Raw genomic sequence first — 14185 nt, forward strand, 5'->3', positions numbered from 1 at the left:
TTCTCTCATTGATGAGAGGACGGCCTTCCGTGCGTCCGGAGCCATGGTGGTCGCAGCCGCGCCGTACGGCCCGTCCCGTGGCTGGCCTTCTCGGCAGACGGGCCCGGCGAACGGTTCGTCAGGATCGCCGCGGGCTCGCGGCATTGTCCGTGCGCGATGGCGACCCGGGGCGGGATGGCGACCCAGCCGCGGCTCGATCGGGTCTTCGGCGTGGTGGCGGTAGGTGAGGAAGCGGGCGGCTTCCGCCGCCGTCCAGATCCGTCGCTCCGGCGGCGGCCGTTTCCGGCGGTACAGGCGCCAGCAGATCCCTGACTCGTCGAAAGCCGTGTATCGAGGTCGGCTGACCGGTGTTGGTCCGCACGCGTCCGGATCTTGGTCTCGAGCATGTACGGCGGAAGGATGAGCTTCCGTAAGCATCGCAGATTCCAGGTCTCAGAGCGCAATCACCTAGTAGATGCCGATGGATTCTGCTGCTACGGTACGCAGCTGCCGCCCGCCGCATCGGGCTGCACCCTGCGGAGATCCGAGGAGATGGATCCCATGAACCGTGCCTTCCACCACCGCCGTCGCCCCCTGGGCCGGGCTCTCGTCCTCATGGCCGGAGCCGCCCTCGCCGTGACCGTCCCGTTCGCCGCGTACGCCAATTCCGTCGGCGTCACGGTCCGCACCCCCGGAGTCACCGCCGGCCCCGCCGCCACCTTCGCCGAGATCACCACCGATGCCGCATGCTCCAGCGGCCTGATATCCGGCGGCGGCATCAGCCAGGCCATCGGCACCGGCAGCTCCTCCAACGGCAACAAGATCAACGGCACCGTGCCCAGCCCCGACGGCAGCACCGAGTACCTCGGCTCCACCGGGGTCGTCGGCACCGACGTCACCCACTGGCTCGGCATCGGCGGCAGCGGCGGAGCGGTCAACGCCTCGTTCTCCAGCACCCCGTACGCCATGTGCTTCAGCAGCAGCCTCGTCAACCACACCCAGGTGGTGATGAACAAGCTCGCCGGTCCCACGACCAGCGGCACCGTCGGCCTCGTCACCGCGACCTGCCCGGCGAACACCCGCCTGATCGGCGGCGGCGCCCGCATCACCCCCGCGAGCGTCGGCAGCCTCAAGCCCATCGCGAGCTTCCCCACCTTCAACGACTCCGCCCACGGCTTCGGGCAGAAGGCCGCGGCCAACGGTGAGACGAACGCCGACTCCTGGAGCGCGGTCGGCTGGAACGGCGGAGGCGGCAACAGCAACAACACCACCTACGCCTACGCCATCTGCAGCGGGAACAACATCAACGTCAGCGGAGCCACGGTCACCGTCCGGCACACCTCCGTGAGTGGTCCCACCGCCGCCACCGCCGGGCAGACGGCCACCGTCGGATGCGGTCAGGGCGACGGCAAGCTGGTCAGCGGAGGCGCCGCAATCAGCGGCGGCAGCCTCACCACCACCAACTTCACGGGCCCGGGCTCCGTCGGCGACCACCTCAACGGGAGCTACCCGAGCACCTCCGGCGGCAGCCCCGTCGGCGACGGAACCACCACGGCCGCGTACTGGACCGCCGACGCCCACACCGGCGGCGGCAGCTCCCCGAGCACCTACACGGACGCGTGGGCGCTGTGCGCCGACGACGGCGTCTGATCCGGTTCGGCCCTCCCTTCCCCCAACACGGCAGAAGAACTGACAGATGAACACATCCCGCCCCGTGCGGACCCCTGCCCTTGTGCTGGCCGGCGCCACCGTTCTCGTCGCCGCCGCGCTCTACCCACCCGTCGCGACGGCCGCCGCGGCCGAACCCGTCTGCGGGACGACAGGTACGGCCACCACCGACAGCGGAGCCGGATGCGCCTGGACCGCGCCCGGCACCGACACCTTCACCGTCCCGGCCGGAGTCAGCTCCGTGACCGTGGACCTGTTCGGGGCCGAGGGCGGCAGCGCCGCCGGATACGTCGCCCCCAACCCGTCCAACACCGGGGCCCCCGGCGGTCTCGGGGGCCACACCCGCGCCACCCTGGCCGTCACCCCGGGCCAGGTCCTCCAGTTCACCGTCGGCGCCGCCGGGATACCCGGCAGCTCCCGGCACGGCGAGTACGCCCGGCCCGGTGGCTACGGCCACGGAGCGGGCGGCGGCGGCGCGCACGGCGGCGGCGGCTCCGGCGGCGGGGCCTCCGACCTGCGGACCGGCGCGTTCGGCCCGGCCGACCGAATCCTGGTCGCCGGCGGGGGCGGCGGCGCCGGCAACGGCGGGCCGCAGCTGCGCGGAGGCGACGGCGGCGGCCTGACCGGCGGGCCCGGTGGCCAGGCCGCCGGCCCCCAGGGTTCCGGAATCGCCGGCGGCGGCGCGAGCCAGACCGCCCACGGCACCGGCAGCCCCAACTCCCAGCTCGGCGGCCCCGGCATCGCGGGCGGCGACACCGACCCCAACACCGGCCTGCCCAACCCGGGCAGCGGCGGCCCCGGCGGCAACGGCGGGCGCGGTGGCAACGGCGGCGGGGGTGGTGGCGGCGGCTGGTTCGGCGGCGGCGGAGGGTCCGGCGGCGGGCAACCCCGACAACCTCCCCGGAGCCGGGGGAGGCGGCGGCAGCGGCTACGCCGCGCCCACCGCCACCGCGGCGAGCCTGACCTCCGGCGACAACCGGGGCAACGGCCGGGCGGCCATCTCCTGGCGGTACGACACCACCCTCACCCTCACCACAGACGGCACCGACCTGCTGTACGGGCACTCCGCAACCCTCACCGCGGAGGTCACCTCGCCCGCTGGTGGTGCCCCGGCCGGCAGCGTCGCCTTCCTCGACGGTGACGAGCCGCTCGGAACCCTGACGCTGACGGACGGACGGGCGGTCTTCCACACCCCCGTCCTGCGCCCGGGCAGCCACTCGATCACCGCCCGGTACGAGGGCGCCGCGCTGTACACCCCCAGCAGCAGCCCCGAACCGGTAGCGGTCACCGTCGGGTTCAGCCGTCCCTGCCTGACCGGATCTCAAGAGGGTCCGCTGACGGTGGTCGCGGGAGAGTCCCTCTGTCTCGGTGCGGGAGCCCGGCAGTCCGGTCCGGTACGGATCGAGCCCGGTGGCGCCCTGGCCGCTTCGGGCGCGTCGTTCAACGGGAGGTTCTCCGCCGAGGGGGCCCTCGCGCTGTCGCTCTGCGGTGTGCGCATCGACGGCGCCGTGACCGTGCGCGAGACCGTCGGCCCGGTCATTCTGTGCGAAGGCGGTTCGGTCACCGGTCCGGTCACCCTCGAGTCCAACGCCGGCGGGACCACCCTGTCCGGCACGACCATCACCGGACCCTTGAGGTGCGAGGGCAACAGGCCGGCCCCGGAGCTGCCGGGCGTCATCGTGCAGGGTCCCCGCTTCGGCCAGTGCCGTTGATCCCGACGGGCAGGCCGCGGTGACCACCGGCGTGGTCCGGGGACGTGGATCCCCGGACCACGCCGGCCGGTTCGGTACTTCCGCTCCGCTCCATGCCCGAGTGGGCGGCCCGAGGCGGTGGATCATCCAAACGCCTCGCGGTTCGGATCCGCAACCCGCAAGGGCCTACTCGGTTGGCGCATGCGATGCGCCTGCGCAAGGGCGCGGACAGCGTGCCTTAGTGTCGGAGAAAGCCCAGGCCGCAGCAGGGTCTGCGGTTCGGAACGATTCTTTTGTGAGGCGTTTTCCATGAGCCTGAGCATCCGCAACCAGATCCCCGGCACGGTTACGGCTGTCGCCACCGGTGAAGCGATGGCCACGGTGCGGGTACGTCTGGCAGGCGGTCAGGACATCACCGCCGCGATCACCGCCGACGCCGTCAAGGACCTCGGCCTCGCCGAGGGCTCCGAGGTGAAGGCGCTCGTGAAGGCCACCGAAGTCGCGCTCGCCACCGCCCCGGTGGAGAACATCTCGATCCGCAACCAGATCGCGGGCACCGTCACGGAGGTCGCGACCGGCGGCGCCATGGGCTCCGTCAAGGTCACCGTCGAGGGCGGTGAGCTGACCTCCGCCATCACCAAGGACGCCGTCGACGCGCTCGGTCTGGCCGCCGGGAGTGCCGTGGTCGCGCTGATCAAGTCCACCGAGATCTCGCTCGCCGGCGCCTGATCAACCTCCACGGGCCGTTCGTACGACGACGAGCGGCCCGTGCTCACACAGCGCTGCCGCGATCGAGGGCGAGCCACACCCGGTCGCGGGTCACCGGCAGCTCGGTGAAGCGGATTCCGGTGGCACCGCACGCGTTGGCGAAGGCCGGGGCGACCGGCTTGAAAGGGCTCTCGCTCATCGACTTGGCGCCGAGCGGCTCGATGGCGTCGGAGGTCTCCATGAAGTGGACCTCCGTACGGGGGACATCGGCGTGCTGCGGGAGCCGGTACCGCCGGAAGGCGGCGGTCGTGACCTCGCCGCGCCCGTCGACCCGTACGTTCTCGAAGAGCGTGGCCCCGAGTGCCTGGCCACGCCGCCCTCGGCCTGGCCCCGGCACTGCATGGGGCTCATGACCTTGCCCGCGTCGGCGGCGTGCACGCTGCGCAGGATGCGGATCTCGCCCGTGCCGGGGTCGACGGCGACCCGGAACCACTGGGCGTTGAAGGCGACCGAGCGCGGGGAGCCGCCCCAGTGGCCGTCGGCCGCCAGTTCCTCCGCGGTGCCCCTGGCGTGCGCCGCCTCGTACAGCTCCTTCAGGGGGACTGCGCGGCCCGCGCAGTCGAAGGCCTCGGCGCCGAGCACGCACAGGTGCCGGGCGACGCCGGTGTGGCGGGCGGCGAGGGTCTTCAGCCGCTCGGCCAGGGACGTGGCCGCGAGGAGAACGGCCTTGCCCGCGACGACCGTGCCGGCCGAGCCGAAGGCGCCCGTGTCGTGGCGGACGACGTCCGTGTCCGACTGCCGGATGCGGATGCGGTCCTCCGTCGTGTTCAGGGCGCCGGCCGTGATCTGCTGGTGGACGGTGCCGTTGCCGAACTCGGCGGTCCATGTGCCTACGGGTGCCCGGTGGGCCGCACGGCCCGGTCAGTGAACGTGCCGGAGGTCGAGGAGGCGCGGCTCGGCCGGGGCCGGGCGGGCGTCGATGTGGAGGCGGGTGAGGGCGCTGACGTAGCGCGCTCCGCAGCGGTCCGTCGGCACGACGAGCTGACTGCCCTCGGCGTCGAGGTCCCGCCCGTCCATGCGGGTGGCCAGCAGGATGGGGGCGTCGCCGAAGTCCTCGTCGACCTCCGCCCAGGCGAGCACGCTGTGGTGGCCGTCGCCGCCTTCGGCGGTGAGCAGGAAGCGTGAGCGGTCCTTGCGGCGGCGAGGGTCGAACGCGGGCTCGGCCGCGGAGATGACCTCGCGAAGCAGCGGGCCTTCGAAGCTGTGGCGCTGAGGTCCGGCGGTCGCGCAGTCGAACACCACCTGCGCCTGATGCTGCGGCCATCGGGTCCGCAAGTGCTCGACGGTGAGAGCGATGGGCCGCCGGACTTCGCCGGTGATGAGGAGCGCCGGAGCGGCCGGTGACGAGATCGCGGGCACGCCGGTGAGCGGCGAGGTGTCGGTCCCGTGCATGGCTGCCTCCAGTGCGGGTGGGCGGGTGCCTCCCCCTTCATGCCCACGCGACGCTAAGCGGAATCTCATTTCCGAAGAAAATCCGATGAAGATCTCGCATATGAGAGCAGTAGGGCCAGGATCGTGGAGCAGGAGCGTCGCGAGGTCCTGTGTCGGAGAGGGGCTCCGGCGGCGGAACGTCCGACCGTCGCACCCGGGGATCTGGTCGGGGCTGCGAGAGCCGGGAACCGCACCGCTTCCCGGCTAGCGCCTGGTTGCGCGGCGGGGCCGGCCTTTCGGCGCGCGACAGAGCCGGGCGACAGAGCCGGGCGACATCAGTCCGCGGGCCGCTCCGCGGACGGTCTCACGCACTACTCACCATGGCCGGGAGAACGCCGTGTCCGTACCGTCGACGATCGACCACACCGCCAAGAAGCACACCCCCCAGCTCGCGTACTGGATGGTCCAGGCCGCCGACCTCGCCTACAAGGACGAGGCCACCGTCGATGCCAAAGCCCGCGACTGGGGGGCGTCCTGGGACGCGCTCGCCTCCTGGTCCACCCGGAGGCGCCTTCTCGGCCTTCGACGACAGCAGGGGGGGCAGGCCTTGGTGTGGGGCGGGACCCGCCCCGGCTGCACAGGACGTGCGGGGGAGAGGATGCGAGGCTGGAGTGAGGGGCCCGCGAGTGGAGGTCCGTGGATCCGGCCCGCCGGGACCAGGACCGCGCGACCAACCCGGAAGGCAGGTGCGACCCATGCACACGTCGACCCGTATCGCCGGTGTCCTCACCGGCCTGACCCTCACCCTCGGCGGCGCGGTCCTCGCCGCCCCCGCCGTCCGGGCGGACATCCCCGCCTGCACACAGATGGCCGCACAGGCCGGTGCCACCGCCTCCGACTCCGTCACAGCGGCCTGCAGCCGTGGCGTGGTCGGAGACTTGCAGAGTTGTGTGGCCGGGCTGACCGAGGCCGGAGTGGCGGGCGGCGCCGCGAACGGCGCCTGCCGAGCGGCGGCCGCCGAACCGCGTTAGAGGACCGCGCGCGGCAGCCGGCCGCCCGCTGCTCACCGACGCGCACGCGGCGTACCGATGCGGCCGGTCGAGCGCGGTGGCGTCACGCCTCTCCAGGGCCGGGCAGTCACTGCCCGGGCGCGGCGCCCGGCCTCGTCTCGCGGGCCTCATGCGGAGCGCCCATGCTGAGGGGGAGGGCGCCGTCGTCCTGAGACTTGTCCTTCCCGAAGGCCGAACGAAGGCGCCCGAGAGGAGGAGGAAGTCATGCGCATGCGAAGAATCCTGGGTCTCGCCCTGGCCGCGGCAACCCTCGCCGGCATGAGCGCCGTCGGCGCTGTCAGCGCCGGGGCCGCCTCGTCTCCGAACATCAGCAGAGACGAGTGCACGGCCGCCGGCGGACAGATCACATCACGCCCCTACGCCGGCTACTCCTGCACGCTGCCTGACGGGACCACGCAGCCGATCACTTGACCAGTCGGCGCGCGGCCGGGCAACCAGTTGTCCGGCCGGTGCACCCGGTGCGGTGCGTATGGGGTGAGGGCCCCCGGTCCACCGTCGGGTGGCTCGCCCACGCCCGTCTCGACACAGAGGCACCCGCGGTGTGGGCTGTGGGGCGTCACTTTATGGCGACTTGATATGACGACTTGATATGACGACTTGACCTACGGCGCCTACGAGACGGCGCCGTAACAGCACGACCAAGGAGCCGACCGGCACGGTACACCGCCGGTCGGCTCCGCCGTGCTCCTCGACGACCCCGGGGAAGACTCCGCCGTTCGGCCCATCAAGGGCACCGGCCACAACGCCGAAAAGGATCAAGCGGAGTCGCCCCACCCCCGCGTTCCGGTACTCCTCCGCGCCCCAGGCCGTCCTGATGACGGCGGTCCCGTACCCCGGCCGTCAGGCCCGGAGGAGATCCCGCATGCGCGTCTTCCTGCCCCTGACCGCCGTCGCCACCGCCGCGCTCCTGCTCGTCACGGTCACCGGCGCGACTCCCGCCGCAGCAGACCGGAACCCCGACGGCACACCACTGACCAAGGTGTCCCAGGGCGACCCGTACGCGGACTGCACCATCGGCGCGAGGTCCCCCGACAGCATCGTCTACCCGGGCACCGAGGTCGAGCCGTACCTGTCCGTCGATCCGCGCGACCCCAAGCGCGTGGTCACCGTGTTCCAGCAGGACCGCTGGAACGACGGCGGCGCCCGTGGCCTGGTGGCCGGCTGGACCACGGACGGCCGTACCTACCACCGCAGCACGCTGCCGTTCAGCCTCTGCGCCCCGGGCGGCGCGGACTTCGAACGGGCCACCGACCCCTGGGTGAGCACCGGACCGGACGGCACCGTCTACGCGAGCGGCGAGGGCGTCGACTTCACCAAGAGCACGCGCAGCGCCCTCCTGGCCGCCACGTCCCGCGACGGCGGCCGCACCTGGCGGAACCTCACCACCACGCACGTCGACGAGCAGCCGTTCTTCAACGACAAGCCGTCACTCACCGCCGACCCGATCCGCAACGGCACCGCCTACCAGGTCTGGAACCGCCTCGACAACGACCCACCCGGCCCCGGCTCCCTCGACGGTCCCGGCTACATCTCCCTGACCCGCGACGGCGGCCGCACGTGGAGCGAGGCCCGGCCGTTCGTCGACACCAGCACCGTGCCCAACACCCAGACCATCGGCCATCTGATCGTCGTCGACCGGCACACCGGCACCCTGTACGACTTCTTCGACCGGATCACCTACGCCGACGACCTGAGCACCGTCGTCGAAGCCCACTACGCGATGGTCACCTCCACCGACGCCGGAGAGACCTGGAGCGCCCCGGTCACCGTGGCCAAGGACACCTCCGTACCGGAGGTCGACCCGAACGACCCCACCACACTGCTGCGCGCCGCGTCCACCCTGCCCAGCCCGGCCGTCGACCCCAGGACAGGCACGCTGTACATGGCCTACGAGGGCTCGGACTTCTCCGGCGGCAGGTTCAACTCCGTCCAGCTCGTGCGTTCCACCGACGGCGGACGCACCTGGGGGACCCCCGAGCTGATCAGCCCGGAAGGCGTGCCGGCCTTCTCACCGTCGATCGCGGTCGACGAGCGGGGCACGGTCGCGCTCACCTACTACGACCTGCGCTTCCTCAAGCCGGGCGACACCACCACCCTGCCCACCGCCTACCAGTTGGCCACTCTGCCGCACGGAGACCCGGAGCTCCGGACCGAACGACGGATCTCGCGGGTCTTCGACTGGCTGCAGGCGCCGTTCGCCGGGGGCTACTTCCTCGGCGACTACCAAGGGCTGGTGGCAGACGGCAAGGGAGTGCGGGCGGTGCTCACCGAGACCCACTCCGGCGCACCACAGAACCGCACGGACGTGTACACCGGCAGCCTCCGCACCCGGTGACCGATCCGGAGGCCGTCGCCCCCCTGTCCAGGGCCGCGTCACCTACGGCATGAACCAGCTCAACAGGGCGCTCGCCTTCAGCGGCGTGCCGGCCGGCGTGCCCGTCGTCAACACGTACCAGACCGCGCCCACCGACGTCCCAACGAGAACGTGAACACGCTGCCCGTTCCGTACCAGTGCGAGGCGGCGTCTATCGGCCAGATGTGGAGGACCGGTCGGGCGTCCGCCAGCCAGTTGTGCGGCGGCGGGCTCCGGCCCGGCGGATGCCATCCGGTTTCTGCCGTATCGTGCCGTGTTCAGGTCAGAGGTCGTACCGGACGCAACCGATACGGCCGTGAGGCCGTCTTCGGGGTCGCTGTGGGGCCGGGGCGCGGTGATGTGCGCGGGTCGGTTCCGGGGTACCCGGGCTAGCCGCCGGACCAGCGGCCGCCCGGTGTCGGGGACACCCAGAGGTTCATCTGGTGGTGACGCGGGCAGGCTCTTCGATGATGCTTTCGTCCCACTATGGTGTGATAAGCAGGCTGTAAACGGTGGAGTTGCCGGGGGGTGCCCCACCGCGATCGCAAGACCAGTGGGGAAGGAAAACGGGGCTTATGGGGGACGACGGCATCCGGTTCACCGTGCTCGGAGCCGTACGGGTCGTCCGGGACGGAGGTGTTCTGACCACCGGGTCGCCGCAGCAGCAGGCGCTGCTGGCGGCGCTGCTCATGCGGGCCGGCCGGGCCGCCCCCGCACACGAGCTGCTCGCCTCGATCTGGGGCGAGGAAGCACCGGACTCCGCCCTGTCGAGCCTGCGCACCTATGCCTGGCGGCTGCGCCAGATCGTGGAGGAGGACCGCACCGCGCCCAAGGTCCTCGTATCCCTGCGCGACGGCTACCAACTGCTGGTGCCGCCCCGCTCGGTGGACGCGCTGTACGCCGAGGAACTGGCGGCCCAAGCCGCGCGGGCCCGGGCGGCCGGGCGCGAGGAGGAGTGCGGCAGGCTGCTCGCCGAGGCCCTCGGCCTGTGGAGCGGCGAGCCCCTGGCGGGCGTGCCGGGACCGTTCGCCGAGCAGCAGCGCTCGCGATTCACCGCGCTGCGGCTCGCGCTGGTCGAGGAGCGCTTCGAGCACGACCTCCGGCAGGGGCGGCACGCGCTCGTCATCCCTGACCTCATCGGCTTCACGCACGAGCAACCGCTCCAGGAGCGGCCGTACGGCTTCCTGATGCGGGCGCTGTACGCGATGGGACGGCAGGCCGACGCGCTCGCGGTGTTCGGCCGGGCCCGCCGGGTCCTGGCCGAGGAACTGGGCATCGACCCCGGGCCCGAACTCAACTCGCTCCACGAGCGGATCCTCGCGAACGACCCGCTCCTGATGGGCCATCTGGCCGAGGTACGGGACCAGTCGGCCGACCTCTCCGCCCCCGAACCGGAACCGCCCGCCGAGGCGCCCAAGGAAGCACCCGCGCCCACCCGGCCCGCCCAGCTGCCTGCCGACATCGCCGACTTCACCGGCCGAGAGGAGCAGGTCCAGGACCTCTACCAGGCCCTCACCGACCCCGCCCGCCCCTCCCTCGCGGTGGTGTCCGTCACCGGCATGGGCGGCATCGGTAAGAGCACCCTCGCCCTCCAGGTCGCCCACCAGGCCAAGCAGGACTTCCTCGGCGGCCAGCTCTACGCGGACCTGCGCGGCAACGGCCTGGAGCCCGCCGACCCGGGAGCCGTCCTGGGCAGCTTCCTCACCGCGCTCGGCATCCCCGGCCAGAGCATCCCCGCCTCGACCGAGGACCGGGCCCTGCTTTTCCGTACGACCCTCGACGGACGCCGCATCCTGGTCGTGCTCGACAACGCCCGCGACCCCGCTCAGATCAGGCCGCTGCTGCCGGGCTCCGCCGACTGCGGAGTGATCGTCACCAGCCGGGCCCTGCTCGCCGGGCTCTCCACCACCATCCAGAGCGACCTGGACGTCTTCGACACCGCCGAGGCGATCGCCCTGCTGCGGGCGATCGTCGGAGCGGGCCGCATCGGCGAGGAACCGGAAGCCGCTGCCGAACTGGTCGCCCTGTGCGGCCACCTCCCGCTCGCCGTGCGCATCGTGGCGGCGCGGCTCGCGGCCCGGCCCCGGTGGCGGGTGGCGACCATGACCGGCCGCCTCGCCGACGAACGGCTGCGCATCGGCGAGCTGCGCGCCGGAGACCTGGCCGTGTCGGCCGTTTTCGAACTCGGCTACCGCCAGCTGACCCGTCCCCAGGCGCGGGCGTTCCGGCTGCTCGCGCCGTTGACCCGGCAGGGCATCGGAACGGCCGCCGCGGCGGCCGCGCTGGGCCTGGACGAGTACGACGCCGAGGAGCTGCTGGAGGCGCTGGTCGACGCGGCCATGCTGGAGGCACCGCTGCCCGGCCACTACCGCTACCACGACCTGGTGCGCTCCTTCGCGCTCCAGCTCGTGGTGTCCGATCAGCCGGGATCCGAGGGGGCGGACGGCGACGAAGGGGCCGCGGCACTGGGGCGGCTCCTCGACTTCCTGCTGGACGGATCGTGTTCGGCCTTCCAGACGATGGTGCCGGGCGACCCGGTCGGCGCGATCCTCGGCGGCAGGCCCGAGTCCGGGCCGCGCTTCGCCACGCTCGCCGAGGCGCGCGCCTGGGTGACCGAGGAATTCGACTGCGCCGCCAACGCGGCGGCCCTGGCCGCCCAGAGCTCCCCGGGCGGCCCCACCCGGACCCTGCGCAACGCCAGCGACCTGCTGGTCGCCCTCAGCCCTTTCGGACAGGACATCCAGTACCTGCAACTGGCCACGGCCGCCCGCAAGGTGGCCGACGCCGCAGCGGCGCGCGGCGACGACCAGGCCGAGGCGCGGGCGCGGTTCGTGTGCGGCAACGCCGCCCTCCAGCACACCCGGCTGGCCGAGGCCGAGCTGCACGCCCGGCTGGCGACCGAGGCCTGCGGGCGGGCCGGGGACGACGTCATCCTGCGGCAGATCCTCAACGACCGGGGCCTGATCGCGCAGTGGCAGCGGCGCTTCACGGACGCGGTGGACTTCTACGACCGCGCGGTGGAACTGGCCCGGCGACTGGGACACCGCTCGGGGGAGCTCACCACCGAACTGAACGCCGCCCAGGCCCGGCTGCGCAGCGGCCGCCCCGCCGACGCGGTGGTGGTGTGCGAGGCCGCCCTGGACCGGCTGCGCACCGAGCAGGACCCGCACGTGACGTCGTACGCCTGGTACGTCCACGGCATGGCGCTGCACGAGCTGGGGCGGCACGCGGACGCCGTCGTCAGCTACACCGCCTGCCTGGAGGTCTGCGCCTCGGCCCGGCTGCGTGGACGGGAGTCCCAGGCGAGGTTCCGGCTCTCCGACAGCCTGCGGGACCTGGGCAGGTACGACGAGGCGCTGGCGGAGGCCGAGCGGGCCCTGGCCCTGAGCGAGGAACTGGGCTCCCAGCGGGAGCGCGGGCACTGTCTGCTCGCCCTGGCCCGCGCCCTGGCCGAGACCGGCGACGGCACGGCGGCGCTGGCCCGTGCCCGCCAGGCCCGCGACATGTTCACCCTCCTCGGGCTGCCCGACGCGGACCAGGCCGAGGACCTGGAGCGGTCGCTCGGCGGGCCCGTGGGCGCGAACGGCTGAACGGCTGAACGGTTGAACCGCTGAGAGGCTGAGAGGCCCGGTGACGGGAGGCACCGGGCGGCCTGGTCGATGACCGCGCCCGGGGCCCGTGGCGGGCTGTGGTTCAGCCCTGGCTGTTCCACTCGGTCGGGTCGATCGGGCCACCGGCGAGGACGGTCACGGTGTGCTCCGGCGCCGGAGCGTCCTGGTGGGAGACGGCCACGGAGAACAGCGAGGCGGCGCAGCCGACGGCGACGAGGATCGCGGCCTTGCGCAGGACCAGGGACTTGATGGATCGCTTCATGGGGTGCCGTCCGCTTCGTGGATCGATGCCTGTGTACGGGAGAGAGCCGGTGAGACCGTGAATCTTTCGGCTGCTCGACAGCAAGACTGGTCCAGTCCGCTCTACGACGGATATATGCGGGATAACCGGCTCCCCGCCCGATGCCGGCGCACCTGAGGATCCTCCGTATATGCGCCCCGTGCAGCATTCCGACCGTGCGGTGGTCGGCCACTGAGCCGGTGCCGCCCGCCGGACCCACCACCCGGTCCGTCCGGACCGCGCACCGCACCGCCCCGGCCCCGGCCGGCCCCGACCACGGACCGTACTCCCACAGCTGCCCCCGAACCGCCACACGATGGACCCGGGCCAGCGGAGGTTGCCATGACTGCCCTTCCGTCTCCTTCGACCGCGCACCCCTCCTCTGCCGCGCACTCGGCCGACCTCAGTTTCGAACTGCTGGGCGAGGTCCGGGGCTGGCGCAGCGGCGTCGAGCTCCAGCTCGGCGCGCCCCGCCAGCGCGCCCTGCTCGCCGTCCTGCTGCTGCGCGCCGGTTCGCCCGTCGGCCGCGACCACCTGATCGACGGGATCTGGGGCGACACCGCCGTGCTGGACGGCGCCAATCTGGTGCAGGCGTACGTCTCCAAGCTGCGCAAGCTGTTCGAGCCCGACCGGGCACCGCGCACCGCCGGAGGCGTGCTCACCCGGGTCGGAGCCTCCTACCGGCTCTCCATCGAGCCCCAGCAGTGCGACCTCGGCCGGTTCGAGCAGTCGGTGGCCGACGCCCGGGCGCTGCGGGCGGCCGGGCAACCCGACGTCGCCGAACGGACCCTGGCCGCGGCCCTGGCCTCCTGGCCCGGCCCCGCGCTCACCGGCGTGAGCGGCCCGCTGCTCGACGTCGAACGCACCCGGCTCGCGGAGCTGCGGCTGGCGGTCGTCGAGGAGCACGCCGAGCTCTCGCTCGAACTCGGCGGCCACGCCCGCCTGGTGCCGCACCTGCTCGTCCTCACCGCCGAACACCCGTACCGCGAGCGGCTCTGGGCGCTGCTCATGGTCGCGCTCTACCGGGGCAGCCGGCAGGCCGACGCGCTGGCCGCCTACCAGCGGGCCCGGCACACCCTGATGGAGAACCTGGGCCTGCTGCCCGGCCCGGAGCTGCGGGGGATAGAGGAGGCGATCCTCGGGGGACGCCCCGACCCGTTCGCCCGCTTCGCACCGGCCGAGGCGGTCGGCACCGCGCCGGTCCACGACGGGCTCGGCGGCGTACCGGCCGCGTCGTACGGCGCGACACCGGAACCCGGCCGCCCCCACCTGACTTTGGTCGACTCGGCCCCGCTCACCGCACCCGCGCCCCGCACCGCCACCCGCGGCCCCTGGGCCGACGGTGCGGCCCGCCTGGCCCGCTGAGGCCCCTCCGACGTACCCACCGGACCGCT

The 14185-nt window shown here is 72.9% G+C and carries 11 protein-coding genes and 2 pseudogenes; 9 read left to right on the top strand and 4 right to left on the bottom strand.

Going from position 1 to position 14185, the window contains the following annotated elements:
* Positions 1-540 precede the first annotated feature (540 nt).
* Positions 541-1629 carry a hypothetical protein gene (locus tag OG429_RS32315; RefSeq protein WP_328928789.1) on the top strand — a complete coding sequence of 363 codons (1089 nt, stop codon included), beginning with the start codon at positions 541-543 and terminating at the stop codon, positions 1627-1629.
* Positions 1630-1749: 120 nt separating this feature from the next.
* Here OG429_RS32315 and OG429_RS32320 read toward each other — a convergent pair whose 3' ends face one another.
* Positions 1750-1959: a hypothetical protein gene (locus OG429_RS32320; protein ID WP_328928790.1), complete on the bottom strand. Its 210-nt coding sequence runs from the start codon at positions 1957-1959 to the stop codon at positions 1750-1752.
* Between OG429_RS32320 and OG429_RS41520 the strand changes: the two are divergent.
* The 3 genes and pseudogenes from OG429_RS41520 to OG429_RS32330 form a co-directional block, all read left to right on the top strand.
* Positions 1895-2461 (top strand): annotated as a pseudogene (locus OG429_RS41520) (glycine-rich protein); the annotation flags it as partial. The gene OG429_RS32320 and the pseudogene OG429_RS41520 sit on opposite strands and share 65 nt — an antisense overlap.
* 4 nt (positions 2462-2465) lie before the next feature.
* A complete protein-coding gene (locus OG429_RS32325; RefSeq protein WP_328928791.1) occupies positions 2466-3359 on the top strand; it encodes an Ig-like domain-containing protein in 894 nt (297 codons plus the stop codon).
* 288 nt (positions 3360-3647) lie between these two features.
* The gene (locus tag OG429_RS32330) at positions 3648-4067 is read left to right on the top strand and encodes a TOBE domain-containing protein (RefSeq protein WP_328928792.1); all 420 of its coding nucleotides are present in this window, start codon (positions 3648-3650) and stop codon (positions 4065-4067) included.
* A 43-nt stretch (positions 4068-4110) separates the two neighbouring features.
* On the opposite strand, the pseudogene OG429_RS32335 reads toward OG429_RS32330, so the two are convergent.
* Positions 4111-4940: pseudogene (locus OG429_RS32335) on the bottom strand (xanthine dehydrogenase family protein molybdopterin-binding subunit); the annotation flags it as partial.
* A 27-nt stretch (positions 4941-4967) separates the two neighbouring features.
* Complete coding sequence (locus tag OG429_RS32340; protein ID WP_328928793.1) at positions 4968-5498, bottom strand: molybdopterin-dependent oxidoreductase; 531 nt, start codon at positions 5496-5498, stop codon at positions 4968-4970.
* Positions 5499-6232: 734 nt separating this feature from the next.
* Here OG429_RS32340 and OG429_RS32345 point away from each other — a divergent pair.
* The 4 genes from OG429_RS32345 (at position 6233) to OG429_RS32360 (ending at position 12490) form a co-directional block, all read left to right on the top strand.
* Positions 6233-6508: a hypothetical protein gene (locus OG429_RS32345; RefSeq protein ID WP_328928794.1), complete on the top strand. Its 276-nt coding sequence runs from the start codon at positions 6233-6235 to the stop codon at positions 6506-6508.
* 243 nt (positions 6509-6751) lie between these two features.
* Positions 6752-6958, top strand: coding sequence for a hypothetical protein (locus OG429_RS32350; RefSeq protein WP_328928795.1), 207 nt, complete (start codon positions 6752-6754; stop codon positions 6956-6958).
* A 451-nt stretch (positions 6959-7409) separates the two neighbouring features.
* The gene (locus OG429_RS32355) at positions 7410-8882 is read left to right on the top strand and encodes a neuraminidase (sialidase) (protein ID WP_328928796.1); all 1473 of its coding nucleotides are present in this window, start codon (positions 7410-7412) and stop codon (positions 8880-8882) included.
* Positions 8883-9475: 593 nt separating this feature from the next.
* Positions 9476-12490, top strand: coding sequence for an AfsR/SARP family transcriptional regulator (locus OG429_RS32360; RefSeq protein ID WP_328928797.1), 3015 nt, complete (start codon positions 9476-9478; stop codon positions 12488-12490).
* A gap of 103 nt (positions 12491-12593) precedes the next feature.
* Here the strand turns inward: OG429_RS32360 and OG429_RS32365 are convergent, their stop codons facing one another.
* The gene (locus tag OG429_RS32365) at positions 12594-12773 is read right to left on the bottom strand and encodes a hypothetical protein (RefSeq protein ID WP_328928798.1); all 180 of its coding nucleotides are present in this window, start codon (positions 12771-12773) and stop codon (positions 12594-12596) included.
* Positions 12774-13133: 360 nt separating this feature from the next.
* On the opposite strand from OG429_RS32365, the gene OG429_RS32370 reads away from it, so the two are divergent.
* A complete protein-coding gene (locus OG429_RS32370; protein ID WP_328928799.1) occupies positions 13134-14156 on the top strand; it encodes an AfsR/SARP family transcriptional regulator in 1023 nt (340 codons plus the stop codon).
* The last annotated feature ends 29 nt before the right edge of the window (positions 14157-14185 follow it).

Origin of the sequence: Streptomyces sp. NBC_00190, assembly GCF_036203305.1 — a bacterium.
GTDB lineage: Bacteria > Actinomycetota > Actinomycetes > Streptomycetales > Streptomycetaceae > Streptomyces.

What these genes read in the sequence shown, in the direction of transcription:
- OG429_RS32315 (WP_328928789.1), top strand. Translation starts at nt 541, where the DNA reads ATGAACCGTGCCTTCCACCACCGCCGTCGCCCCCTGGGCCGGGCTCTC.
- OG429_RS32330 (WP_328928792.1), top strand. Translation starts at nt 3,648, where the DNA reads ATGAGCCTGAGCATCCGCAACCAGATCCCCGGCACGGTTACGGCTGTC.
- OG429_RS32340 (WP_328928793.1), bottom strand. Translation starts at nt 5,498, where the DNA reads ATGCACGGGACCGACACCTCGCCGCTCACCGGCGTGCCCGCGATCTCG.
- OG429_RS32345 (WP_328928794.1), top strand. Translation starts at nt 6,233, where the DNA reads ATGCACACGTCGACCCGTATCGCCGGTGTCCTCACCGGCCTGACCCTC.
- OG429_RS32350 (WP_328928795.1), top strand. Translation starts at nt 6,752, where the DNA reads ATGCGCATGCGAAGAATCCTGGGTCTCGCCCTGGCCGCGGCAACCCTC.
- OG429_RS32355 (WP_328928796.1), top strand. Translation starts at nt 7,410, where the DNA reads ATGCGCGTCTTCCTGCCCCTGACCGCCGTCGCCACCGCCGCGCTCCTG.
- OG429_RS32360 (WP_328928797.1), top strand. Translation starts at nt 9,476, where the DNA reads ATGGGGGACGACGGCATCCGGTTCACCGTGCTCGGAGCCGTACGGGTC.
- OG429_RS32365 (WP_328928798.1), bottom strand. Translation starts at nt 12,773, where the DNA reads ATGAAGCGATCCATCAAGTCCCTGGTCCTGCGCAAGGCCGCGATCCTC.
- OG429_RS32370 (WP_328928799.1), top strand. Translation starts at nt 13,134, where the DNA reads ATGACTGCCCTTCCGTCTCCTTCGACCGCGCACCCCTCCTCTGCCGCG.